The organism is Komagataeibacter oboediens (genome assembly GCF_003207815.1).
Classification (GTDB): Bacteria; Pseudomonadota; Alphaproteobacteria; order Acetobacterales; family Acetobacteraceae; genus Komagataeibacter; species Komagataeibacter oboediens.
The window spans coordinates 17,509-40,782 of record NZ_NKTX01000017.1 but is presented as its reverse complement, the minus strand read 5'-3'; the positions used below and the strand labels follow the sequence as shown (position 1 = coordinate 40,782).

The 23,274-nt window shown below is 62.0% G+C and carries 23 protein-coding genes; 10 read left to right on the top strand and 13 right to left on the bottom strand.

Going from position 1 to position 23,274, the window contains the following annotated elements; genetic code table 11:
• Window positions 1–9: 9 nt before the first annotated feature.
• Window positions 10–486: a hypothetical protein gene (locus tag CFR80_RS09160; protein ID WP_372380105.1), complete on the bottom strand. Its 477-nt coding sequence runs from the start codon at window positions 484–486 to the stop codon at window positions 10–12.
• A 484-nt stretch (window positions 487–970) separates the two neighbouring features.
• On the opposite strand from CFR80_RS09160, the gene CFR80_RS09155 reads away from it, so the two are divergent.
• Window positions 971–1,942, top strand: coding sequence for a LysR family transcriptional regulator (locus tag CFR80_RS09155; protein ID WP_181418185.1), 972 nt, complete (start codon window positions 971–973; stop codon window positions 1,940–1,942).
• A 21-nt stretch (window positions 1,943–1,963) separates the two neighbouring features.
• Here the strand turns inward: CFR80_RS09155 and CFR80_RS09150 are convergent, their stop codons facing one another.
• The 5 genes from CFR80_RS09150 to CFR80_RS09130 are packed head-to-tail and all read right to left on the bottom strand — an operon-like array spanning window position 1,964 to window position 6,857.
• Window positions 1,964–3,559 carry an ABC transporter permease gene (locus tag CFR80_RS09150; RefSeq protein ID WP_110507266.1) on the bottom strand — a complete coding sequence of 532 codons (1,596 nt, stop codon included), beginning with the start codon at window positions 3,557–3,559 and terminating at the stop codon, window positions 1,964–1,966.
• Window positions 3,556–4,332, bottom strand: coding sequence for an ABC transporter ATP-binding protein (locus tag CFR80_RS09145; protein ID WP_010515295.1), 777 nt, complete (start codon window positions 4,330–4,332; stop codon window positions 3,556–3,558). Before CFR80_RS09145 ends, CFR80_RS09150 begins: the two co-directional genes overlap by 4 nt.
• A 38-nt stretch (window positions 4,333–4,370) precedes the next feature.
• Window positions 4,371–4,958, bottom strand: coding sequence for a hypothetical protein (locus CFR80_RS09140; RefSeq protein WP_010515296.1), 588 nt, complete (start codon window positions 4,956–4,958; stop codon window positions 4,371–4,373).
• A 21-nt stretch (window positions 4,959–4,979) separates the two neighbouring features.
• Complete coding sequence (locus CFR80_RS09135; protein WP_010515297.1) at window positions 4,980–5,981, bottom strand: ABC transporter substrate-binding protein; 1,002 nt, start codon at window positions 5,979–5,981, stop codon at window positions 4,980–4,982.
• A 21-nt stretch (window positions 5,982–6,002) separates the two neighbouring features.
• Window positions 6,003–6,857 carry a creatininase family protein gene (locus tag CFR80_RS09130; protein ID WP_010515299.1) on the bottom strand — a complete coding sequence of 285 codons (855 nt, stop codon included), beginning with the start codon at window positions 6,855–6,857 and terminating at the stop codon, window positions 6,003–6,005.
• A 185-nt stretch (window positions 6,858–7,042) separates the two neighbouring features.
• Here CFR80_RS09130 and CFR80_RS09125 point away from each other — a divergent pair, with 185 nt between their 5' ends.
• Window positions 7,043–7,972, top strand: coding sequence for a beta/alpha barrel domain-containing protein (locus CFR80_RS09125; RefSeq protein ID WP_110507264.1), 930 nt, complete (start codon window positions 7,043–7,045; stop codon window positions 7,970–7,972).
• Window positions 7,973–7,995: 23 nt separating this feature from the next.
• On the opposite strand, the gene CFR80_RS09120 is transcribed toward CFR80_RS09125, so the two are convergent.
• The 7 genes from CFR80_RS09120 to CFR80_RS09090 form a co-directional block, all read right to left on the bottom strand.
• The gene (locus tag CFR80_RS09120; RefSeq protein WP_146221624.1) at window positions 7,996–9,507 is read right to left on the bottom strand and encodes a type 2 periplasmic-binding domain-containing protein; all 1,512 of its coding nucleotides are present in this window, start codon (window positions 9,505–9,507) and stop codon (window positions 7,996–7,998) included.
• A gap of 63 nt (window positions 9,508–9,570) precedes the next feature.
• Entirely contained in the window at window positions 9,571–10,281 is a 711-nt protein-coding gene (gene tenA / locus CFR80_RS09115) for a thiaminase II (RefSeq protein ID WP_010515304.1), read from the bottom strand.
• 58 nt (window positions 10,282–10,339) lie between these two features.
• Window positions 10,340–11,062, bottom strand: coding sequence for a GntR family transcriptional regulator (locus tag CFR80_RS09110; protein WP_010515306.1), 723 nt, complete (start codon window positions 11,060–11,062; stop codon window positions 10,340–10,342).
• On the bottom strand, window positions 11,059–12,570 hold the full coding sequence (locus CFR80_RS09105; protein ID WP_110507273.1) for an aldehyde dehydrogenase family protein: 1,512 nt from the start codon (window positions 12,568–12,570) through the stop codon (window positions 11,059–11,061). The genes CFR80_RS09110 and CFR80_RS09105 overlap by 4 nt, the downstream gene beginning before the upstream one ends.
• A gap of 35 nt (window positions 12,571–12,605) precedes the next feature.
• Window positions 12,606–14,834 carry a N,N-dimethylformamidase beta subunit family domain-containing protein gene (locus CFR80_RS09100; RefSeq protein WP_110507263.1) on the bottom strand — a complete coding sequence of 743 codons (2,229 nt, stop codon included), beginning with the start codon at window positions 14,832–14,834 and terminating at the stop codon, window positions 12,606–12,608.
• Window positions 14,831–15,199 carry a hypothetical protein gene (locus tag CFR80_RS09095; RefSeq protein ID WP_010515311.1) on the bottom strand — a complete coding sequence of 123 codons (369 nt, stop codon included), beginning with the start codon at window positions 15,197–15,199 and terminating at the stop codon, window positions 14,831–14,833. Before CFR80_RS09095 ends, CFR80_RS09100 begins: the two co-directional genes overlap by 4 nt.
• Entirely contained in the window at window positions 15,196–16,167 is a 972-nt protein-coding gene (locus tag CFR80_RS09090) for an ABC transporter substrate-binding protein (RefSeq protein ID WP_258367756.1), read from the bottom strand. The genes CFR80_RS09095 and CFR80_RS09090 overlap by 4 nt, the downstream gene beginning before the upstream one ends.
• 300 nt (window positions 16,168–16,467) lie before the next feature.
• On the opposite strand from CFR80_RS09090, the gene CFR80_RS09085 reads away from it, so the two are divergent.
• The 8 genes from CFR80_RS09085 to CFR80_RS09050 are packed head-to-tail and all read left to right on the top strand — an operon-like array spanning window position 16,468 to window position 23,242.
• A complete protein-coding gene (locus CFR80_RS09085; protein ID WP_110507261.1) occupies window positions 16,468–17,244 on the top strand; it encodes an ABC transporter ATP-binding protein in 777 nt (258 codons plus the stop codon).
• Entirely contained in the window at window positions 17,241–18,002 is a 762-nt protein-coding gene (locus tag CFR80_RS09080) for an ABC transporter permease (protein ID WP_010515314.1), read from the top strand. Before CFR80_RS09085 ends, CFR80_RS09080 begins: the two co-directional genes overlap by 4 nt.
• The gene (locus CFR80_RS09075) at window positions 17,999–18,859 is read left to right on the top strand and encodes an alpha/beta fold hydrolase (RefSeq protein ID WP_010515315.1); all 861 of its coding nucleotides are present in this window, start codon (window positions 17,999–18,001) and stop codon (window positions 18,857–18,859) included. The genes CFR80_RS09080 and CFR80_RS09075 overlap by 4 nt, the downstream gene beginning before the upstream one ends.
• Window positions 18,856–20,202: a metal-dependent hydrolase family protein gene (locus CFR80_RS09070; protein ID WP_010515316.1), complete on the top strand. Its 1,347-nt coding sequence runs from the start codon at window positions 18,856–18,858 to the stop codon at window positions 20,200–20,202. Before CFR80_RS09075 ends, CFR80_RS09070 begins: the two co-directional genes overlap by 4 nt.
• Window positions 20,203–20,245: 43 nt before the next feature.
• A complete protein-coding gene (locus CFR80_RS09065; protein WP_029329598.1) occupies window positions 20,246–21,526 on the top strand; it encodes a Rieske 2Fe-2S domain-containing protein in 1,281 nt (426 codons plus the stop codon).
• Window positions 21,526–22,011: an aromatic-ring-hydroxylating dioxygenase subunit beta gene (locus CFR80_RS09060; protein WP_010515319.1), complete on the top strand. Its 486-nt coding sequence runs from the start codon at window positions 21,526–21,528 to the stop codon at window positions 22,009–22,011. The genes CFR80_RS09065 and CFR80_RS09060 overlap by 1 nt, the downstream gene beginning before the upstream one ends.
• Window positions 22,008–22,409 (top strand): RidA family protein, encoded by a 402-nt coding sequence (locus CFR80_RS09055; RefSeq protein WP_010515320.1) that lies wholly within the window; start codon window positions 22,008–22,010, stop codon window positions 22,407–22,409. Before CFR80_RS09060 ends, CFR80_RS09055 begins: the two co-directional genes overlap by 4 nt.
• Window positions 22,406–23,242, top strand: coding sequence for an alpha/beta fold hydrolase (locus tag CFR80_RS09050; protein ID WP_010515321.1), 837 nt, complete (start codon window positions 22,406–22,408; stop codon window positions 23,240–23,242). The genes CFR80_RS09055 and CFR80_RS09050 overlap by 4 nt, the downstream gene beginning before the upstream one ends.
• Window positions 23,243–23,274: the final 32 nt, after the last annotated feature.

Here is a 23,274-nt window from a genome sequence, read left to right as displayed (position 1 = left end):
CTTTTCCCGTCATGGAATGACGGGACCGCCGTGGCCGATCCGCGCGGCCAGATCCTCCCACAGCCGCGCCATTGTCAGATTGATGTCGGAGGTGACCGAAAACGGGGACTGAGAACGCGCCAGCGGGGAAAGGGACATGCGCTCCCCGATCACGAAATGCCCTTTTGAAAACAGCCGGGTGGAAATCGCGCCCTGCTGCCCCTGGCCTATGGGCCGCGTAACGGAAATGCGCAGGTGTGGCGATGGGTCTGCAATAAGGCTGAACGCATGCAGTTGCGCCGCACCGGACGGGCAGGATACGCCCCGCACCACGGCATCATGCAGCACCGAGTGCGGATAGCCCCCGTACATGCCATCCACATGCAGCCGGATACCGCCCCGGTCTGTCGCGCATATGCTTTCCGGCCCGCTTTCTGCCCGGGCGGCCTGCGTGGTCAGGACGACATGACACGCGGCATACAGGCAGGCCAGCAACATCCTTCGCATGATATGCGTCCATTCCCCGTCATATATAAAGTGCCGGTCATCGTGATGATGACACCCTGCTGATAACAGGAAAACCTGACGCGAACCTGAATATCCGGTTCAGGGAAGGAATTTATATGAAATTCTATTATGAAAATGATTATCATTTAAATAAAAATCGTTCTCCATGACGCATGCCGATGTGTCATTACTTTGAATTCTGTTTGAAAAGTTGGCCAGCGACACCCGAAGCCATCTGTCATCCATGTCAGTGAACTATTTGCAAATAATATCCAGTTTGTCTGGCTGGTGTGCGACCCGGCAGCGATGGCCATTGCCGTGCATGATGGTGTCCCCGCATGATCCGTGGTGGCCCGTCACGGGCCGGGGCCTGCCACCCGTAGCGCCTGCATCCCGCCATGATACGTCGATCACCATGAGTTTCTTTGCACCAGCCCGTGACCTGTTATCTATCAGACGTCAGGTTATCTGCAGGAGTACGTTCGTGTCGGGCACAGCACCTACCAACGCCATGGGAAAAGCCGACCAGATGCAGTCCGGGCTGACGCGCGTGCTGCAGAACCTGCCAGCCCTGCGCTATTTCCATACGGTCGCCCTGACCGGTTCGTTTCGTGCGGCAGCGGAGAAGCTGAATATCGCCGCATCCGCGGTCAACCGTCATGTGCGCCAGCTTGAGGCCGCCATCGGCCTGCCGCTGTTTGAACGCCGTAGCCGCGCGCTCACGCTGACCGATGCGGGTGAGACGCTGCTGCGCAGGGTGACCCGGATCCTTGATGAAGTCGCGATGACGGGCGAGGAACTGGCCGACCTGCACCGCCTGTCGCCCGGGCATGTCCGGATCGGTGCCCATGACGCGCTGGCACGTGAAATGCTGCCGCACCTGATCCTGTCCTTTGCATCACGTGATCCGCATGTCCGTTTCACCATCCGGACAGGACGCGCGCCCGAACTGCTGGCGCATCTTGGCGGTGGACGTCTTGATATGGTCTTTGTCTATGATGCCCCGACAGACATCAATATCAGGGTCGTGCGGGAATACGCGCTCGAAACCTGTGCCGTCATGCGTCATGACCACCCGCTGGCATCACGGGACTTCGTGACACTGCACGACTGCAGCGCCTACCCACTGGCCCTGCCGGATGATGCCGCCTACCTGAATGCGTTCCGGAAACGGCTTGCCATGCGCGAACCGTCGGGATGCCTGCCGTTCCTGACAACAAATTCCTTCCAGATCATGCGGGATTTCGCAGCCCGGAGCGACCTTGTCTCGCTACAGACGCCGCTGCCGGCGCAACTGTGCCCACGTAACCCGGCCCTGTCCTACGTGCGGGTTACGGAACCCCTTGCGCGGTACAGCCTGATGGGGTGCTGTATCATGACAGATGACGGCCTTTCGGATGCCTGCCGGGGTTTCCTTGACCACGGTCTGGGCATCCTTGATGGCGCGCTTGCATGATCGTGCACATGTGCGGGAAAATCACCGGTCACGTCCCCCCGTCAGGGCGCGCATGGCCACAACCTCGCCCAGCCCGACCAGGCCGTAGAGGATCATGGAAACGGTGGTTGTCACGGTGACGCGCGCCCATAACCCGTCATAATCCGACATCGATACGGCGTTGAGCAGCATGTACCCCATGCCGCGCCCCGTTGCCAGCCATTCAGCGATCAGCGCCCCCGTCATCGCCAGCGGGGCGGCAATGCGGAGTGCCGCGAATATGGACGGCAGGGCCGCCGGCAACTGGACCCTGCGCAGCGCGTCTACACGCCCCCCGCCATTGGCCGCAATCAGGGCAAGCGCCGTGCGGGGCGTCTGTGCAAAAGACTGGGAAACGGTGACGAACACCGGAAAGAACGTGACGATGGTGCCGACAGTCACAACAATTGCCTCCCCGCGGCCGAACAGCAGGATCAGCAGGGGCGTCGTGGCGATGAGCGGTATGGCCTGCATGATGAAGACCGGCCCGGCAAGCAGCCGATGAAGCGGCGGCCAGAGCTGTGAGCACATGGCCAGAACCAGCCCGGCCATGATCCCGCCGACCAGCCCCGCCGCCATGTCCTGCAGGGTTATCCCCAGTTCCCCGGCAATCGCGCTGATCCGCGGCGGTCCTTCCGCCCCATCGGTCAGGTAAAGAAGCACATCATACGGGGACCGCCCCACATAGGGCGTCACCCCGGACATGCGCAGCACCAGCCACCATGCGCCCAGCGCGAGTGCCGTCGTCCCGGCCAGCCGTCCCGCGCCATGCAGCAGCACCCGCATGCGGTTCGGGCCTGCCGTCCAGCCGGCACGCAGGGCCTCGCTGTCGCGTGCCAGATCAAGGGGCATGTCGCGTGCCCAGTGCGTACAGGCATGTCCCACAATGCCGACGCCGGCATAAAGCACCCCCGCGAATGCCGCCGAAACCAGTGTGACGGCGCATGTCCGCGACAGATCGAGGCTCTGCTGGGCATTGATCAGCAATACCCCGAGTCCATGTTCCGCACCCAGGAATTCCCCGACCATCGCCCCCAGCACCGAAGCGGGCGCTGAGATCCGCAGTGCCGCGAACCACGCAGGCAGCGCAGCATGCAACCGCACCCGCAACAGGGCCTGAAGCGCAGTGCCGCCAAATGCCGTGACCAGTAACGTCTGCGATGGCGAACACGCGCGCAGCCCCGTCATCGTTCCCACCAGCATCGTGAAGAATGACGCGAGGGCCGCGAGCATGATGCGTGGCCCGTCGCCGTCCAGCACGATCATCAGGACAGGCCCGATGGCCAGTGACGGCAGGCAGTAGGACATGACGCCAAGCTGGAACAGGCCGGGCGCCAAGACGGGCCACATCGTGGCAGGCAGGGCGCACAGGGCGGCGGCCACGGTGGCCCCTGCCCATCCCGGCAGTGCGCAGCGCAGGGTCGCAAGTCCCGCATTCCAGTAAAGTGCCGGCCCGTCGGTTCCGATACGGCGCATGATGGCAAGTGGCCCGGGCAGCGCCACGACAAGGGCCGCGCACTGCCATAACAGTACGACCGCCCCGAAACTGCCGCCCCACGCCAGGGCAGGCCGTAGGTTACTGTACCGCCGCATGGTCATTCCCGCATTCCGGCGGACGCTGCCGTGCCCGCCACGTTCGCGAACAGGACCTCGCTACAGCGATCGCAGAGTTCATGGAAACGCGCGCTACGCAGCATGGCGGGCGTGCGTGGATATGGCAGGTCGATCGCGATCGTACTGACGGCCCGCCCCGGGCGGGACGCCATGACCACCACCTGATCCGACAGGAACACGGCTTCGGCAATGGTATGGGTGACCAGAACCGTCGTGACCGGACGCGCGGCACGGATGCGCTGCAGTTCCAGATGGAGGTGCAGCCGCACCACCTCGTCCAGCGCGCCGAACGGCTCATCCAGCAGCAGAACGGCCGGGGTGGCGGCCAGTGCACGGGCGATCGCCACGCGCTGGCGCATGCCGCCTGACAGCTGTGCCGGCAGGGCATTCTCGAAACCCGAAAGTCCCACCATGTCGATCAGTCCCTGGATCTGATGGTGGTCCGCCGGCCGCCGTGCGAGTTCCAGCGGCAGGCAGATATTCGACCGGACGGAACGCCACGGCAGGAGGGACGCATCCTGAAACGCAATACCGATCTGGTGGCTGGCGCGCATGTCACCGGGATGACGCCCGTCGATCAGGATCGAACCGGCATCGGGCACGTCCAGTCCTGCGAAAAGACGCAGCAGCGTCGATTTGCCGCACCCCGATGGCCCGAGCAGGGAGACAAGCGTTCCGGCCGGGACATCAAGGTCCATGGCCTCCAGCGCGACGACGGGTGTCACGCCAAGCGCGAACGTGCGTGTGACGCCACGCACTATGATCGCGGCACCCGCGCTGTCCGGTGCGGGCGCGTTCAGCTGCCTTCTCCATCCCCGTCCCCGAGGTACAGTCTGCGCAGGTATGCGTTGTATCTGGAGGGGACCTCATTGATCTGGTTGTCCAGTCGCGCGCCATTGCGCCACCAGTGTTCGGGCCCGTTGCCGCGTTCAACGCCCCGGCGGGTATGCATGTCGAGGTGGTAGTCCTCGATTTCTATGCGGCGTTCACCCCGCGCCAGACTTTCGCGTGCCCAGCAGGCGAGTTCCATACTCAGCCGGTCCTTCCGCGCGGTGGCCAGTATCCGTATGGCATGGGCGCCGTACATCCAGCGATCACCCGGATCAGCCATCCGTTTCGCCTGCTGGTACAGCGCCTCGATCACCGCTGGTCCATCGGGGAAGCCCATGCCGACATCTTCCGTCGTGATGATTTCCAGACGCCGCCAGAGCATCTCCTCGGTTTCCGTGCTGTCGAAAAACAGTTCGCATCCGGCCAGAATGGCTTCTTCCACCATTCCGCGCCGGATTGATTTCTGCAGCACCGAGCGCAGTTCATCAGCAGCATAGCCGTTGCGGGTGGTCGTGCGGCTCCATAAATCCTGACTCTGGTAATTTTCGGCCATCGGCATTCCTTTCGGGAACAATCAGCGTGTCGTGGCGCCCTGGCGCGCTTCGACAAGGATTTCGTTGGTAAACATGTCCGGGCTTGCGGCCAGCCCGCCCAGGCGCAGGATACGCACCGTGTCCGCTATGCTGGCATCGCTCATCCAGAACAGGCCCTTGCTGTCCGTATTTGCGTCCATCATCAGGTCGTTGCTGGCCCGGCAGGACTGTTCTTCCGCCTTCAGGTCCAGGCCATTGCCCTTCCCGAACGTGTTGACGGTCAGGTCCGCCCCCAGCGCGGGATCGGCAATCGCGGCCTGCCATCCCTGAATGTCCGCGCGCATGAATGATACCAGCATGGCGCGCCGGGCCGGATCCTGCAGGCTGTCCGCCCGGACCACAAGTGTCGCGCCCATCACGGTATAGCCGAACCGGGCGAAGGGCACGACCGCCGTCTGGTGCCCCGCGACCTCAAGGTGCACGACGTTGTCATTCAGGTAGCCAAAGAACCCGTCCACGTCGCCCGCGATAAGGGGCGCCATGTCGAACTGGACCGGCACGACCGTAATGGACGCCGGATCGATATGGTTGAGGCGCAGGAAAGTACGCCATACGACAAGGTTGACGCTCTGGACGCCGATCCTGCGACCGATCATGTCCTGCGGCGTGCGCATCGGGTGCCCGGACAGCAGGGAGGCGATGCAGAACGGGCTTTTCTGGTATCCCGCCCCGATGACTTTCAGCGTGGCGCCGTGCATGTTCGCCATGACGGTGTTATCGGGCATGGTCTGGGCCAAAAGCGCCTTGCCAGACATGACGACCGGCTCATGCGGCATGGTCGGTCCACCTGCAAGCAGTGTGACATCCAGCCCCTGCTCCCGGAAAAATCCCTTTGCCAGCGCAATATATTCACCCGCGCCCTGAAAGTTCTTGATCCAGCTGAGCTGGTAACTGCACGGTCGCAACTGCGTTTCAGCAAAGGCGCGTGTGCTTATGGCAAGCGAGCCTGCGATACATGAAGAGATGAAGCCGCGACGATTCATGATCCGACTACTTCCCCCGTTTCAGTAATTATAGGATTCCGATGCGCCAAAACAGTATTCGCGCACGATGTCACTCAGCCAGCTGCTCAGGGCGTCATAAAGCTTCTCACCAATTTCCGGCGTCCCCAGCGATGGACAGCCCAGAATGCCCTGGAATGCCTCATCCCTGATCGTGGTGGCCCGCGGTATGTAAACCCCGCCCCCGGCCGTGACCGGATGGGCGAATGGCGTGGCGGAGCGCGTGGCGGCAACATGGTAGTCGCGCGCAAGGTCCATGCGGACCAGCGCGGGATGCTGTGCCAGCATCCGGGCGGTTTCCCCCGCGCCGCCATGCCCGTCGCGCGCGCCGGGCGGCAGGTCCGTAAAGACCTGTGGCAGGAGGGAGACAACATAGGGCAGCCAGTTTGCGACGATAACACGCAGCCGGTCCCCGGTTTCCTCGGTCAGTTCACGTGCCGCGACCATCAGTGCGCCAAGTGACAGATCATGGCCCATGGCCAGCACGATGGTATTCACGCCGTCGCGGTGCAGGTTCAGGCAGACTTCCTTGGTCAGGACCGCAAGTGTCGAGGGGCGGATGTTGATGCAGCCCGCAAACCGGACATTGGATACGGGCCCGAACGGAATTGTCGGGCCGAAAATGACATGCCGGTTTTCATGCGCAAGCTGCAGGACGCTGCGCCGGACAATTTCGCTGATCTGGAAATTGTCCTGACCCAGCGGCAGATGCCCGGCGTGCTGTTCCACCGCGCCGACGGGCACGATGGCGCAGTCCGTCATGTCAAGCTGGCCCGCCAGTTCGGCCGATGTCATACATTCCCATGATTTGGGGCCACGGACCTCGTACAGAATGTCATCCGAAGACGGAGGAAGCATTACGGCATATCCCTGCGGGTAAGGGTGGCAGTGGGTTCGGAAACACGATAGCGCACTGCAATGCGTATCAAACAATCAATTTGATGCCGAAACGACATCAAATTGATGTTTGCCTGACATGCCGGGCGCACGCTCAATGGAGACGTGGCGATACCGACATATCTGCATGGAGCCCTGGATACGCGATGAAAACCACCGAGATCAGCCCCAATGATATCAATGCCGCCATCATGGCCCTGCCCCCGGTTGCGCGGCATGGGGACGGGTCGTTCGACCTGACGGAAAACCGGCGCCTGAACGCATGGCTGCGCGATGGCGGCGTCCGTTCATTCATGTATGGCGGCGTGGCCAACCTGTTCAACCAGCCGCTCAGCACCTATGGGGCGCTGCTGGACCTGATCGAGGACATGGCGCAGCCGGATGAGTGGGTCATCCCCTCCATCGGCGCTGATTTTGGCAAGGCATGGGATCAGGTCGCGATCCTGCGGGAACGGGATTTTCCCACTGCCATCCTCCTGCCGTTTGCTCCTGTCAATGGCAACGGTGTCGCAACCGGCCTGCGTCGCCTGACAGACCGGCTGGGAAAGCCGCTGATGGTGTTCTTCAAGGATCCGGCTTATCTGTGCGTGACGGATGCCGCGGCCCTGATCCGCGATGGTGTGCTGTGCACGATCGAATACGGCATAGCGGCGGACGACGACGGGACGCATCCCTACCTTGCGCAGCTGGTCGACGTGCTGGGCAGTCCCGAGCGTATCATTGATGGCGCCGGGGAAAAGAGTATCGTCGCCACGGCCGGGTATGGCGTCCGGAACTACACATCCGGGTCCGGTGTCATCGCGCCACGGCTGTCAACGCAGCTCCATGCCGCGATCCGCGCGGGTAAGATGGAGGAAGCGGAGCGCATTGCATCGCTGTTCGCGCCATTTGAAGCCCTGCGTGCCCGGATATCCCTCATCCCGGTCCTGCATGACGGCGTGCGTCTGGCCGGAATTGCCGATACGGGCGTCATGGGACCGTTTTTCGCAAGCCTGACCGGCCGGGAGGCGGATGAGGTCAGGGCCCTGGCGGGCAGCCTGCTCCAGCATGAACAGGATGCACTGGCCGTGTCATGACGCGATTGCGTCCGGCCCGTCTCCTACATAGGTCCCTTCGTCATGTCGCAGTCATACTGGGGAATATCTTTCCTGAGCATGAGGCATACATCCCGCGCCATCCGGTCGCGCAGGGATTCATTCAGGTCATGCGGAAACGCCTGACCCGTTTCGATAACAGTCCTGACCTGGCTGTAGACGGGATCGTCACGAACCTGCTGCTGATCCCAGAACGGACGGGTGCCGACCAGAAGGTGTCGTGCGGGCGTTCCCTGCGGCAAATCCTGGGAAAAGGCGATATATGTCTTTATTTCCTTTCCCGTCATCATGGTCGTGAATGCGGTGCTGTCGGCCTGGCATGACGCACTGGAACATGATGTCCTGTTCGTGACAAAGGCATCGCTGTACAGCATGGTCTGGCCATTTTCGCCCCATGGCACGGGGATCATGGCAAGGGATGCGGCATGGGTGGGGTTGAACAGGTTGATATAGAAGCTCTGTTCAGAAAAACCGATATCAAAACCGCTTTTTCCTTCGGCAAAGATCCTGTCGACATCACCATCCGCGGCGCGGCTGAGCGTCCCGTCAACACAATGGTTTTCCTTCCCATCCGTGCAGGTAATGGCGAGGCGCATGAGGCTGTTCACGACCTGCGGGTCGGGCGGCATACGGAAGGCATCGCGGATATGGTCATAGCCATAACGTTGCACGTATCCGTCTATATAAAGGGACGGCAGGCGGGTCGTGCCTGAAAAATCAGCGGAAATATGGCGTTTTCCCGCCGGTTCGCGATTGAGGTAGGACATGAACTGATCCAGTCCATGTATGTCCTTGATATCCGGGGAATAGGAATAGAGGAAATCGAGACACAGCCAGCTTGGCACGGCATAGGTCACGCCATGGTACAGTACCGCATCGTGGCCCGGTTGCCATGGGGCGTCCCCGCTTATGCGTACCGGCGCGATGCGTTTATGGGCGGCAAGGAATTCGATGTATAACGTATCCAGTTCGACGACATCATACCCCCTGCCGGACAGGAGCTGCAGCAGGCGGGCGGGATTATAGATATCCACGTCCTCGCTCATTACGGCGTTCAGCAGCACGTCCGGGTTGCTGTCCTGATAGGTGGTGATGACATGCTGGACCAGTGTCTGGAAATTGCCGTTTGGCAGGCTGGGAATGAATGGATAGAGCGATACATTCAGCACGCGCTTCTGCCTGCCGTTCAGCACGACGTACCCGTCCATTCCCTTTGGGGTTATGTGCATTTCACGGGTTTTCAGGCCGTTGCATTCAACACTGTTGATCATGCCGCCAGCCGGGACGCCCACATGCGCCGTGTCCTGCGCCTTTACGGTAAAGACGGCATCCGCCCTGCCGCTGTCCACGATGTGGCATTGTGCATCTGCCGCGCCTGTATTGCGGATAACCAGATCACCGCACAGCGCCGCATGCGGCAGCGCCAGCATTCCCATGAGGGCGCACAGCCCCGCCCCCTGTCGCACCGGCGCACCGTGTGACCGCATGACACGCTGGCGATTACTTGCTGAAGACATACCGGTATCCTGTCGTTGTACTGTAGCCGTGTGCTGTCATGCTGCCATGATGGCGTTGTATATTTACGTCATCTCCGCCTGTCCGGCGGTCCAGAAAGCGGTTTCCAGCGATACGGCCGTCGTGAACAGGCGCGTCAGTTCCGGCAGGCGTGCCACGCCCCCGCGCCGGGCGGCCACGATATCAAGGCGGCTTAGGCCCCTGCGCATCAGGTCCTGGTAGGGTTCATCGGCATAGACGCTGACCCAGGAGAAATAGGGATTGCCTTCGCGCACGGTCGCCGGATCATTCGCCAGCGCCAGACCGATTTCGCCATATCCCACCAGGCAGGCCGAAAGTGCCACCAGGAGGTCAAGCAGGTCGCCTGCCTGCGCGCGGTCAAGGATGAAGCCCGCATAGGCACGCAGTTCCTGCGCTGGGGGATGGGCTTCCATTTCTGCGCGGCTAAGGCCCCAGCCTTCGCAATACGAAAAATGCATGGCCATTTCCGTATTCAGGATACCCGCTACGATATCGGCCGATTCCCGCATTTCTTCAAAACTGTCGCTTTTATAGACCGCAAGCGCGTACGCCCGGGCGTAATTGAGCAGGTACAGGTAATCCTGCATGAGAAACGCCCGGAACCGCGCGGGATCCAGCGTGCCATCCGCCATGCCGCGTACGAACGGGTGTCCCACGTAACCCTGCCACGCGGCCGGCGCCGCGTTGCGCAGCCGTGCAAAAAACGTCCCCTTGATGCATTCGGGGGTGGTATCCGGTCCTGTCTGGATATTCATGTCTGCATGCTTTCTCTATCTGGCGTGCCCTGCTGTGGTGGATTGCCGGCCGGATGGTTCATTCCCCGTCTTCAGCCAGCTGGCCTGTCTGCATGACGTGCACGCGCATTGTCTGGTAAGCCAGTTCGCCGTGTCCTTCCAGAATGGCAAAGACAATCGTCTGGTGCTGGCCGTGGGATACGGTCATCTGTTCGACTGATTCCATCCGTTCGACGCGTGTATAGGGCAGCACGCGCTGGCGCATCTGCGCCACGGAATCGGCCATGATCTCGTTATGGGCACCCTGCCTGATTGCGGCATGCAGGCGTTCGTTATGCCGGTCGAAACCGGCACGGCTGCCCTTGCGTATGATGTCTGACAGTTCTTCGTTGATCGTATGCAGGTTGTCGCGTTCCGCGTCGCTCATGCGTTCTGCCGCAAGTCTTGCGGTTGCTGCTTCAAGTTCGGCTATGACTTCCAGCGTCTGCAATACGCGGGCATCATTCATTTTGGTGACGATCACGCCCTGACGGGGGCGGATTTCAACTGTCCCCTGCGCGGCAAGGCGGCGCAGCGCCTCGCGCACCGGCGTGCGCGATACACTGAACATCTGCCCCAGGCTTTCTTCCTCCAGCCACATGCCGGGCGTAAAGACCCCGGATACGATCGCCTTCTGGATACGCTCCTGCACGATACTGGCCAGCGTGGGCGCGCGCGTCGTCCCCTTGCGGGCGGTGCGGCGGCCCCGCGCCCGGGCTGTTGCCGGCGTGACGTTTCCTGTCAGTGCATCTTCATCGGTCATAGGCGCGCAACAATTCCCTTCAGTTCCGTATAATGCTCTATAGCAGGGAAACCCGCAGCGCGTCCCCAGCCCGACTGCTTGAACCCGCCCATGGGAAACGCAGGATCGAAGAAATTATGCGTGTTGATGCATACATTGCCTGCCTTGATGCGCCGCGCCAGGGTGTGGGCGCGTGACAGGCCGGTTGTCCAGATACTGGCGTGCAGGCCGTAGATCGTGTCATTGGCCATGCGCACGACATCATCGATCTGGTCATCGCCAAAACGTCGGACACACAGGACCGGGCCGAAAATTTCCTCACGGTACAGTGCCGCCTGTGGGTCGACATCAACCGCAATGGTCGGCTGCATGAAATAGCCCGGGCCATCAACCGGTGCGCCACCCGTCGCGAAGTGTGTGCCGGTGCGCGCTGCTTCCGCCAGATACCCGGCTACCCTGTCACGCTGCTCGGCTGAAACCAGCGGGCCAAGGCGGGTGGCATCATTCAGACCGTGCCCGATTTCCAGGTTGCGGGCAAAGGCGACAATGCCATCAAGCAGGCGGTCATATATGCGTTCGTGCACGAACACGCGCGACCCCGCCGTACAGACCTGCCCCGCGCTGAAGAAAATGGCGGATGCAATACCCGGCACCGCCTGTTCCAGATCGGCATCGTCCAGCACGATCATGGGCGATTTGCCGCCAAGTTCCAGAAAGACCCGCTTCATGTTCCCCGCTGCCGCGCGGATGATTTCGCGCCCGACCTGCGTGGAACCGGTAAAGGAGATCGCGTTGACATCCCCATGTCCGGCAAGCGCCGCCCCGGCGGTTTCACCTTCCCCCGACACGATATTGACAACGCCGGACGGGAAGCCTGCTTCCGCGATCAGGCGGCCCAGATGCAGCGTGGTCAGTGCCGTCTGTTCCGCGGGCTTGAGGACCACGGTGCACCCGGCCGCCAGTGCCGGGGCCATGCGCCATATTGCCAGCTCCAACGGGTAATTCCACGGCACGATAACCGCCACCACGCCAACCGGTTCACGTTCGGTATAGGCATGGAACGTGCCGGGGGCGGATACGGGTATGCTTTCCCCGTTTATCTTGGTGGACCAGCCTGCCATGTATTCCAGCATGCCGATCGATCCGGGCAGGTCCACAAGGCGGGTTTCAAAAACCGGCCGCCCGGTATCAAGCGCCTCCAGGCGGGCGAACACGTCCGTCTGCTGCGCCAGCAGGTCGGCCAGCCGCCACAGCAGGCGGCCACGCTCCGCGCCGTTCATGCGCGCCCATGGTCCGTCCTGCAGCGCACGGCGCGCGCTGGCCACTGCAAGGTCGACATCCGCGCTGCCCGACAGGGGAATGCGTGTGATTTCCTGCCCGGTTGCCGGGTCGGTCACGGGAAAGGTTTCCCCCGACAGGCTGTCACGCCACTGGCCATCAATGAAATTACGATGCGGCGCTGACAGGATGGCGGACGCATCCGGCCCCAGCAGGGTTGCAAGGTCGGGTTCCATGCGGGAAGCCGTCATCGCGAAATCCTTTTCATCATGTATCTTCATCTTTTTCAGAAAGAGACGGGTCTGGCTGCCGATGCAGGCAGTTCAAAGGGTGCCGGGTCGATAAAGCGCCGCACGACATTGCCCGTCATGCGGGAGACGGAATTGTCGTAATCCGCATGGGACAGGCTGCCGCTCCATGCGATCGAACCGGTGGAAAAGACCGCGCCGCCTTCGGCTGTTTCGAAAAATACGATTTCGGCACGGACAAGGTCGGACTGCGCCGCCCCCTGCCCCGCGTAATTGATCAGCAGCGCACAGGTCGAGGGAAGATAGGTGTTGGTATGCCCTTCCGACCGCGCCAGTACCAGCGTGTTCAGCGGCGTGCCCTTCGCGCTGTTGGCACGGTCCAGTTCTATGCCTGCGGCCCCCCCGCCAATCAGCCCGAAATCCCCGATGATGTCGCCCTCTATTCCGTCAAATATGAAGGTCACGCGCGGGTTGTAGCTGTCCGCCTGCCGGCGGAAATAGGTGCATTTGTCAAAACCCTGTCCGATAAAGCCTGATCCCAGCGTTTCGTGCGGCGGACGGCCGATGCGTTCCCACAGGCCACCATATTCACCGCCAAAGGCATGGCAGCTTTCACCCGGGTCGGTAATCCAGCCATTGCCGACCTCGCAACGGCGCAATTCCATCACGCCGGGCATGATGGGGTGATAGACCACGCGCCAGTACAGCGCGTTGCCCCCCAGCGACACCAGTCGCCCGCCATCCGCACGGTGCGCCGCCAGCGCATCAAGCATCCGGGTCGAGACATATTCAGGGTGGCTGGCCAGCATGACGCACCGATAGGGGGAAAGTGCCTTTATCCCTTCGCGGTCCAGGTCCTCGTCGGTAATGATGTCGTAGTCAAAACCTTCGTGTTCCAGCCAGTCGATGATATGCGTGTCGGCGTTCATCTGCCACAGGCCCGACCCGGTTCCCCCAAGCCATGACTGATATTTGGGGCGCATGTTCAGCACCGGGCGCAGGCGCGAGGATATCATGATGCCCGACCCGTCGATGTGCCGGTCATACAGCGATGCGCCGAATTCGCGCCGTTCCGCCAGAAATACGTCCGACGCGCCAAATACGGGCACGTGGTCGTGCACCCGCTCCGCCAGCGCGGCATCAATGGCAAGATGTTCGTTGGCGTATGCCAGGTAACTTGCGGTCGGCAGGACAAAAACCAGCGGTGCATGCCCTGTGCCCGCTGTGCGACGGATGACAAAGGGGATATGGTCCTCGTCTGTCGCACTGCGCAGGCGGGCGGCATAAAGCCCGCTTTTCAGACCTGGGGGAACCTGCCACGAAAAATCCGTGGCCCATCCCGCGTCAATAATATCGTCTTCATGGAAATGAATGGCGCCATACTGTTCCGGCGCATCCTGCCATGCGCGTATGCTGCCGTTCCAGTTGTGGCCGGTCATGGCGCGTCCGGGCATCTGCCAAGTATGACCATGCAGGTGGAATGGTCCCTGATCGCATATGTCCTGTCCGTCGATCCCGATGGAAAAGTCCCACTGCCCGATCACTGCGCCCGCGTGGTCCAGCAGGCAGGGCGCTTCGAGCTTGCCATTATAGAACCCACCAAAAATGGTTTCGCCTTCGGCGGTGGCGCGGGCCGCGATGATGATGCGCGCGGCGGATGTCCATGCCGGTTCAACGGAGCAGGCAACCGTGACGTCCGCGCTGTCGGCAATGCCGGCGCAGCTTTCCAGCGCCGCCTGCGACAGGGTCAGTTCGCCCTTTGCGGCGTCAAATGCGACGCGGAGCCTGTACCATTCATGGCGGCGCATGGGCACGCCCGCGGCACAGGTCACGCGTGCCTGACTGCCCTGCACCGTGACGTAAGCGCCTTCTTCCCCCTTTATGCCAATTTCCATTCCGCCGCCCGACATACGATCGCGCAGGCTGAACATGACCTGTCCGGTCCCGTCCTGCCCGCTGCTGTCCGGCAGGGTCGGACGTGCCAGCAGCGTGACACTCCAGCCATCGGCCAGGCGTTCCAGCGGCACCGCCGCGTCAACCACGATGCACGAACCCGCGTGAATCTTCTGTGGCCGGCCCTGGATATGCCATGCGGTGCCGGACACTTCTTCCTCGCGGTAGCCGGAACCAGCAGGGTTCAGGTCACCATTTACAATCCGCACGATCGTGGCGTCATACGCTTCGGCCGTTTCGCTGCTGACACGGAACGCAATTTCGTCTCCCGCCGTCACGCTGATCTGGTCGGCATAGCCAAGCAGGGTTTTCATCGGCTTTCTCCTGCCCTGTTCGTGGGCGTTTCGCGCAGGGGGGCGTCGAATTCGGGGGGCAGGCGCGTGCGGGTTTCCGCCTCCCACCGTCGGCGGAAAACATCCCATTCCGCTTCTTCAAGGTCGTCATATTCCACGGCGGGCACGACCTCCGGTGGTACGCCGCGTATGCCCGACAGGCGGCCCAGCGCCCATTTTCTGTGGGGTTCTAGGCAGATGATGCAGTATTTCCCGCCCATTGTTCCCGCGCGCAGGATATTCAGCATCGCTTCCAGCGCGGGGCTGTGCAAACCAATGGGGCAGGCCCGGAATTCACGCACCGGGTCAAGGTCGGCCGGATCGATCCGGGGGGCGTTGGCTCTCATGCGCCGGTTTCCATTGCAAAACTGTCCAGAGGCGCCAGTTTTGAAATGACGCCGTAAGACAGGCAGAACTTTTCAAATGCTTCGTACCGTGCCGTGTCCAGATGACCGGGGGATTCGGGTATCCCCCCGATTGTCATGGCCCACGCCTTTTCAAGGATCGGGGTATCCTGTTCAGGGTGCCTGGCGACAAAGGCACGACGCATGTCATCGGGATGCGCGACGAGTGCTTCGCGTCCCTGTGCAATGGCTGCAACGAAGCGTGCCATGCGGGGATCGTTGCGCAGATCCTGTCGCGTCAGGACGATCAGTTCGTCATACATCGGCACGCCATGGTCTTCGGGTGCGAAAATGACGGGGGCCACGCCTGATGTCTGTTCGATCTCCAGCACCTCGGCATTGCGGTAGGCCCCGATGGCCGCGTCAATCCGGTTGGTCAGCAATGCCGTCACCATCTGGTAATTGACCTTGGTGACCGTCACGTCGGAAATCGACAGCCCGACGGAATGCAGCATTGCCGCCAGCAGGCTTTCTTCCACCCCGCTGACCGAAATGCCGACACGCTTGCCCTTCAGGTCGGCCAGATTGCGGATGGAGCCGTTTCCCATCGCCGCAACGACATTGATCGGCCGGTCAATCAGCGTGCCAAAGCGCAGGAGCTGCAGCCCGCGATCCACCAGCAGGTTGATCTGTGTGCCGTAACCCAGCGCCACGTCCGCCTGACCCGCCATGACCAGCCGGGATGGGGAATCGGGGTCGGAGGGGGAAATCAGTTCCACATCCAGCCCTGCGCGCGTGAATGCCCCGCATTCCTGCGCGGCAAACAGGACCGCGTGATTGACATTGAGCAGCCAGTCCAGAATGACCGTAAATTTCTCGCCTCCCGCGGCGCGCGCGGGGGCCAGTGGCGTTCCCAGCGCGCCCATGGCCAGCGCACCACCCATAAAGCCGCGCCGGGACAGCGGGATCATTCCCCTGCCTGCCGGGCGGGCCGCCTGCGGCGCTGCCACTGTGGTCCGCTGTACGGCGCCGTTCCCTGATTGCTGTTTCATGTGCTGCCTTTTCTGTTCATCCGGACATGTCGCCAAAAAAGAACATTCACCAAAATGTATACATAGGCATTTCGGGTTCGCAACAAGAAACCGACGCGTGGCGTCCCGATTAAGAATTATTTGTAAAATAAAGAAAACAACAGAACATGACGGATTAATTTTTTCGAATCAGCATCGAATCATGTTGCGTTATCGTTTCGACGTTGGCAATTTGTATACATGACCGATAACGATGCCCCTCCCCGCCCGTCCACGCACCAGCCGGTCGACCTGCCGGGACTGCGCATTTCCGGACTGGGTCTGCAATACGGCACACGTGCCATCTTTACCGATCTGGACCTGACCGTTCAGGGCGGTGAATTCGTTGTCCTGCTGGGTACGAGCGGCGTGGGCAAGAGCAGCCTGCTCAAGATCGTCGCCGGCCTGACGCGCGCCAGCGCGGGTACGGTCACGGCGACGGACGGGCTGCCCCTGGCCGGGCGCATTGCCTATATGGGCCAGCAGGACCTGCTTTACCCCTGGCTGACCGTGATCGAGAATGTCATGCTGGGCGCACGCCTGCGTGGCGAGCGGCAGGAACCCGATCGTGCGCGGCACCTGCTGGAACGTGTCTCGCTGCAGGATCGGGCAAAGGCGCTGCCTTCCGAACTGTCCGGCGGCATGCGTCAGCGCGTCGCCATCGCGCGCACGCTGTATGAAAGCCATCCCTTTGTCCTGATGGATGAACCTTTTTCCGCACTGGATACCTTCACGCGCGCGCAGGTGCAGGACCTGACCGCCGAACTGCTGCAGGACCATACCGTCCTGCTCATCACCCACGACCCGCTTGAAGCCTGTCGCATCGGGCGCCGGCTGGTGGTTCTGACCGGCCACCCCGCGCGACTGGGCCCCCCGATAGAAGTGCCGGGACCGACACCCCGCGCACCGGATGATGAGGCGCTGCTCCACATACAGGGGCACCTCATGCGTATTCTCATGGAAGGACATGGCGCATGATCCCGACACTGGTCCGGCCCGTTGTCACGTTTGTCGTGCTGATCGGCGCATGGTGGGCTGTGACACGTCTGGGCAGCATTCCGTTCTACCTGCTGCCGCAGCCGCCCGCCGTGCTGCATGCACTGTGGCAGCAGCGCATGCTGCTGGCGTCAGCCACATTCACCACATTTTCCGAAATGGCGCTCGGGCTGGCCATCGGCACGCTTCTGGGTAGCCTGTGTGCGCTGGCAATGGCCTTTTCCCCGCGCCTGCAGCGCTGGATCATGCCGCTGCTGCTGCTGAGTCAGGCCATCCCGGCCTTTGCCATGGCGCCGCTTCTGGTGCTGTGGTTCGGGTTCGGCATGATGTCGAAGGTGGTCATGGCCACCATTGTCATTTTCTTTCCCGTCGCCGCCGCATTTTCCGATGGGTTGCGCCATACCGATCCCGGCTGGCTGGACTTGGCCCATACAATGGGGGCGAAACAGGGTGCCATCCTGCGCCATGTGCGGCTGCCCGCAGCCATGCCGGCCTTCGGGTCCGGGCTGCGTGTCGCCACGGCCATCGCGCCCATCGGTGCGATCGTGGGTGAATGGGTGGGCGCGTCCGCAGGGCTGGGCTATGTCATGCTGAACGCCAATGCCCGCATACAGACCGATGTCATGTTTGCTGCTCTGTTCGTGCTGGCGGTCATGACGGTCCTGATCTGGACGGTGGTGGACCGGGTCCTGCGCCGCATCCTGTACTGGGCGCCCGGCAATGGCGGGGCAGCCCGATGAACGCCCCGGCACAGGGTGCGGCCCAGCAGTGGGTCCAGGCGCATGACAGGGTGGACGACATCAACTTTTCATGGCGCATCCGCCGTGGCACGGGCGGGGCTCCCCCACTGGTACTGGTTCATGGCATCGGTCCGGGCACGACGGGGCAGATTAATTTTGCCCCCCTGCTGGCCCGGTTGCCCGCTGGCCATGACGTGCACGTTATCGACCTGATCGGTTTTGGCGGCGCCGTGCCGCCCGGCAGGACATGTACCTTCGATGTGCCGCTGTGGATCGAACAGGTTGACCGGGTGCTGGACCATGCCGGGCCGGATGCCCACCTGATTGGCAATTCGGTCGGCGGCGCGCTGTCGCTGCGCGTGGCGGCACGGCGTCCTTCCCTGCGTGGGGTCATGGTTATCGGCGCCCCGGCGGGGCAGCGGCAGGCAACACCTGCGCTGCGTGATTTCTGGTCCGCCCCGGCCGACCGTGCGGCGCTGGCGGCGGCCATGCGCCCGATGACAGCCGATTGCGCCCCCCCGCCATCCATGGTGGTGGAGGCCCGCTGGCAGGCCGCAGGCGACAGCGCGCGCCGCGCCGCCTTTGCCGCCATGCTGGCCGATCCCGATGCCTGCCTGCTGGCGGCATCCCTTCCGGCAAGGGAGGCATCCACCATACGCATGCCCGTCCGCATCCTGCACGGCCTGCAGGACCGGGCATGTCCGCCCGGCCCCATGGCCCGACTGGTGCTGGACCATATGCCCCATGCCGATCTGACCCTTCTGGGCGACTGCGGTCATGCCATCATGTCCGAACGGGCAGCGGATGTGGACGCAGCGCTTTCCCTTCTGCTTCTAGCCACCGGATATTCCGCATGAGAACCATTCTGAAATGCGGGCGTGTCTTTACCGGCACGGAGTCCACCTACCGCCATGATCACGCACTGGTGATCGAAGATGGCCGTATTGTGGGCCTTTATCCCGCAGCCTCCCTGCCCGCTCCCGGTCCTGATGACGTGGTGGTTGATTACAGCCGCCACCTGGTCATGCCGGGACTGAGCGATCTGCACACCCACCTGTCGTACGGCAATGCCCGTTCGGAAGAGGAAGTGGATCTTTACCCCAATCTGGAATACCGCGCCATCCGTGCTTTGGCGGCGGCCCAGCGCATGCTGGCCGCAGGCTTTACCAGCCTGCTGGACCCCGCCTGCGCGGGTCTGGTCACGCCATCGCTGCGCAATGCCCTGTATGTCGGGATGTTCCAGGGGCCGCGCATTACCGCAGCCGGGCAGGCCCTGACGGCCCGCCAGGGGCTTTATGACTATTATCCGTCATGGATCGGCTGCCCGCCATGTTCGACCGGCCGGCTGGTCACATCCCTTCCCGAGGCGATCGAGGCCATCCGTCAGCAGACAAAGGATGGCGTCGATATCATCAAGATCGCGATGGACGGGATACAGGGCGGCAATTCGGGTGGCCTGTATGCAACCTTCACGCAGGATGAAACGACGGCCATGATCCGGGAGGCCCACCGCCTTGGCCGCCGGGTCGCCATACATGCCCGCGGGCGCGAAGGCGTGCTGTATGCCGCGCGCGCCGGGGCGGACATCCTCTATCATGCTTCCCGCATTGATGACGAAGGCGTGCGCGCCGCTGCGGGGGAAGGCTGCACGATCTGCCCTTCCCTGCTCATGCTGGTCAACAACATCCAGTATGCCCAGCCCGATGACCCGTCCTATGACTGGTGGCCCAACGTGCAGCGTCAGGAACTGGCGGAAGCGACCGATAACCTGCGCCGCGCGTATGACGCAGGCGTTCCGATCCTGAGTGGATCCGAAACCGGCTTCTCCATGACGCCCTATGGCGAATGGGCAACCCGGGAACTGTCGATCCTTGTCAGCTTCCTTGGCATGCCGACCGACGAGGTGCTGCGTACGGCAACGCACCGCAACCGCTGCCTGCTGCGTGGTGGCCAGGAGTTTGACAGCATAGCACCGGGAAAACTGGCTGACCTGCTTGTGTTTGACGGTGACCCGCTGGCCGATATCACGCAGCTTGAAGACAGGAAACGCATGACGGATGTCTGGCTTGGCGGTGCGCGTGTCGTGCTGCCTGACATGCCGATGGAGATACCACGTCACCCCTGTGAAAACGCGCAGGGATACTGGACGCGGACATACACCCGCGCGTCCACCGGCCATACGCCAATGCAGTTGCCATAGTGCCCTTTCCACATTCCGGATCGACCCATACGGAGTATCCTTCATGACCGCACCCGCCGGGGCTGATGCCCTGTCACGCTATACTTTCCCCGCGGCTGACTGTAGTCGCATACCATACGGCATGTACCGCGATCCTGACGTATTCGAACTGGAACAGGAACGTATCTTTCGTGGCCCGATATGGAATTACCTTGCGCTGGAAGCGGAGATTCCCAATCCGGGTGATTACCGCCTGATTGAGGTGGGCGATACGCCGGTCATCGTCAACCGTGCGCGCGACGGCAGCCTGCATGCCCTTGTCAACCGGTGCAGCCACCGCGGGGCGGAAGTGCAGCGCAACCTGCATGGCAATACCAAGGTGCACACCTGCTGCTACCACCAGTGGTCCTTTGACCTGACAGGCAAGCTGATCGGCGTGCCGTTCCAGAAGGGGATCAAGGGGGTGGGCGGACTGCCCGCCGATTTTGACAAGGCCTGCCACAACCTGCAGCGCCTGCGGGTGGAAACGATGAACGGCGCCATTTTCGGCACCTTCTGCGAGGAGACACCGCCGCTGGAGGAGTATCTGGGCCCGGTGTTCACCCATCAGGTCAAGCGGCTGTTTCATAAGCCCGTCAAGGTCCTGGGCTACCAGCGCCAGAGGATTTTCGGCAACTGGAAGCTTTATACGGACAACCTGCGCGACCCCAACCATGGCGGTCTGCTGCACATGTTCCAGATCACCTTCGGCATTGCGCGCCTGAGCGGGACCGGCGGCGCGCGCGTGGACGCCGATGGCAAGCATAACCTGTCCTGGGCTGCACAGGGGGGACGCACGGATCAGGACGGCGCCAGCGATGGCGGCTATGCCGGGACCGACCGTGGGGACATGAACATCAAGCTGAAGGATCCCTCCCTTCTGCGTTACTACAAGGAATTTCCCGACAATCTGACGCTGGCGGTGACATCGCTGTTTGCCAATGCGGCGTTGCAGCAGATCGGCAATACGTTGGCCGTACGCCAGTTGCGCCCGCGTTCAGCCGATGAGTTTGAAATCGTCTCGACCTTTTTCGGCTACGAAGATGATGATGAGGCCATGACGCGTCACCGCCTGCGCAAGGCGAATCTGGCGGGGCCTGCGGGTCTGGTCTCGATGGAGGATGGCGAAGCGGTTGAACTGGTGCACCGTGCCATCGTGCGGGACATGGACAAGCATTCCATTGTCGAATTCGGTGGCCGTGGCCCGGTAACGGATCAGGAAAACCTGATCAGTGACGTGCCGATGCGCGGGTTCTGGATCTATTACTGCAAGCTTATGGGTATCAGGGCGGGAGAGACGGCATAATGAACGCCATATGTGGCATCTCACCCGAGATGCATCTGGAAGTCACGATGTTGTTCGAGGAATACGGCCGTCTTCTGGACGCGGACAGGCTGGAAGACTGGACAACCCTGTTCCTGCCCGACTGCCTCTATGAAATCATCAGCCGGGAAAACGTGGAACAGAACCTGCCACTATCGCTCATGCTGTGTGACAGCCGCGATATGCTTGACGACCGCGTCTATTCCCTGCGTGAAGCGAACGTCTTCAACATTCATTACGACTGCCATATCATCGGCCCGGTGCGCGTCACGGCGCAGGACGGTATGTGGACCGCCACGGCCGCGTATTCCCTGTTCCAGTCCATTCAGGCAGGTGAGACGCGGCTGTTCAGCGTCGGGCGCTACCATGCCGAACTGAAGCGTGTCGACGGCGTGCTGCGGATCGCAAAAATGCGGGTTCTGGTTGATACCGGTGCGATCCTGACCCTGCTGGCCACGCCGATATGATGCCGCGTGCCCTCTGCCCCCCCGGCCTGTCCGCGCCGGTGGGGCCATATTCGCATGCCGTGCTGGCGGGGGAACAGATCCATGTATCCGGCCTGCTTGCACTGGCCGAGGATGGCAGCCTGGTGGGTGTGAATGATGCCGAGGCACAGGCCCGGCATATTTTCGCCCTTCTGTCGCGCATTCTGGAAGGTGTCGGGTCCGACCTGCGCCATGTGGTGAAACTCACCTTTTTCCTGACGGACCTGCAGGACCGTTTCGCGCTGAATCAGGTGCGGTCCGAAATCTTTGGCGAATGGCGTCCCGCCAGCACGCTGGTGCAGGTTGCCGGACTGATTGGTGATGGCACCCTGATGGAAATCGAAGCCATCGCAACCCTAGCTGAAAGCCCAGTTTCATGACCACTCCCTCCATCTGCTATCCGCTGGCTGTTGGCAACGGCTTTACCCGTATTATCGAGGCCGGAACCGGTCCCGCCGTCCTGTTCATCCATGGTCTGGGCGCGCGCGCCGACCGCTGGCGTACGACCGTTGAACGCATTGGTGCGCTGGGTTTTCGCGCAATTGCGTGCGACCTGCCCGGACACGGGTTTGCCAGCAAGGAAGAAACGGCGCCCTCGACCGTTCCCGCCATTGCCGATTTCATCCTGCAGGTCATGGATACGCTGGATATCCAGTCCGCCCCGCTGGTCGGGACATCGCTTGGGGCGCATATCGCGGCCTATGCGGCATGTACTGCCCCCGGGCGCGTGCCGGGACTTGTTCTGGTCGGCGCACTGGGTGTCGTGCCGATCAGCCAGGACGTGGCCGAGACCATCAGCCGGAACGTTCGGGTGCAGGATAAAAACCTGTTTGGAAACAAGCTGAAATTTGTCCTGTACGATACGTCGGGCATTACCCCGGCCATGATCGAGGAAGAATGGCGGATCAATACATTCCCTGGTGCCGGGGCTGCGTTCGGTCGACTGGGGGATTATCTGGTTAACGGCATTTCTGCCGACTATGTGGCGGAGCGGCTGTCCGCGCTCTATCCGCCAGAGAAAATGCTGCTGGTATGGGGCAGGCAGGACAAGGCTGTCCCGCCCGAGGTCGGTGAAGCGTGCCGTACCGCGCTGGGGAACCCGGAGCTGGTGTTTATCGATAAGTCAAACCACGTGCCTTACCTGGAACAGCCCGAAGCATTCGATGCGGTTGTCGTGCCCCTTCTGCAGCGCCTTGTAGTCAGCGCGGCGTAAGGTGTTACAGGCAGGGAAGCGACCTTCCCTGC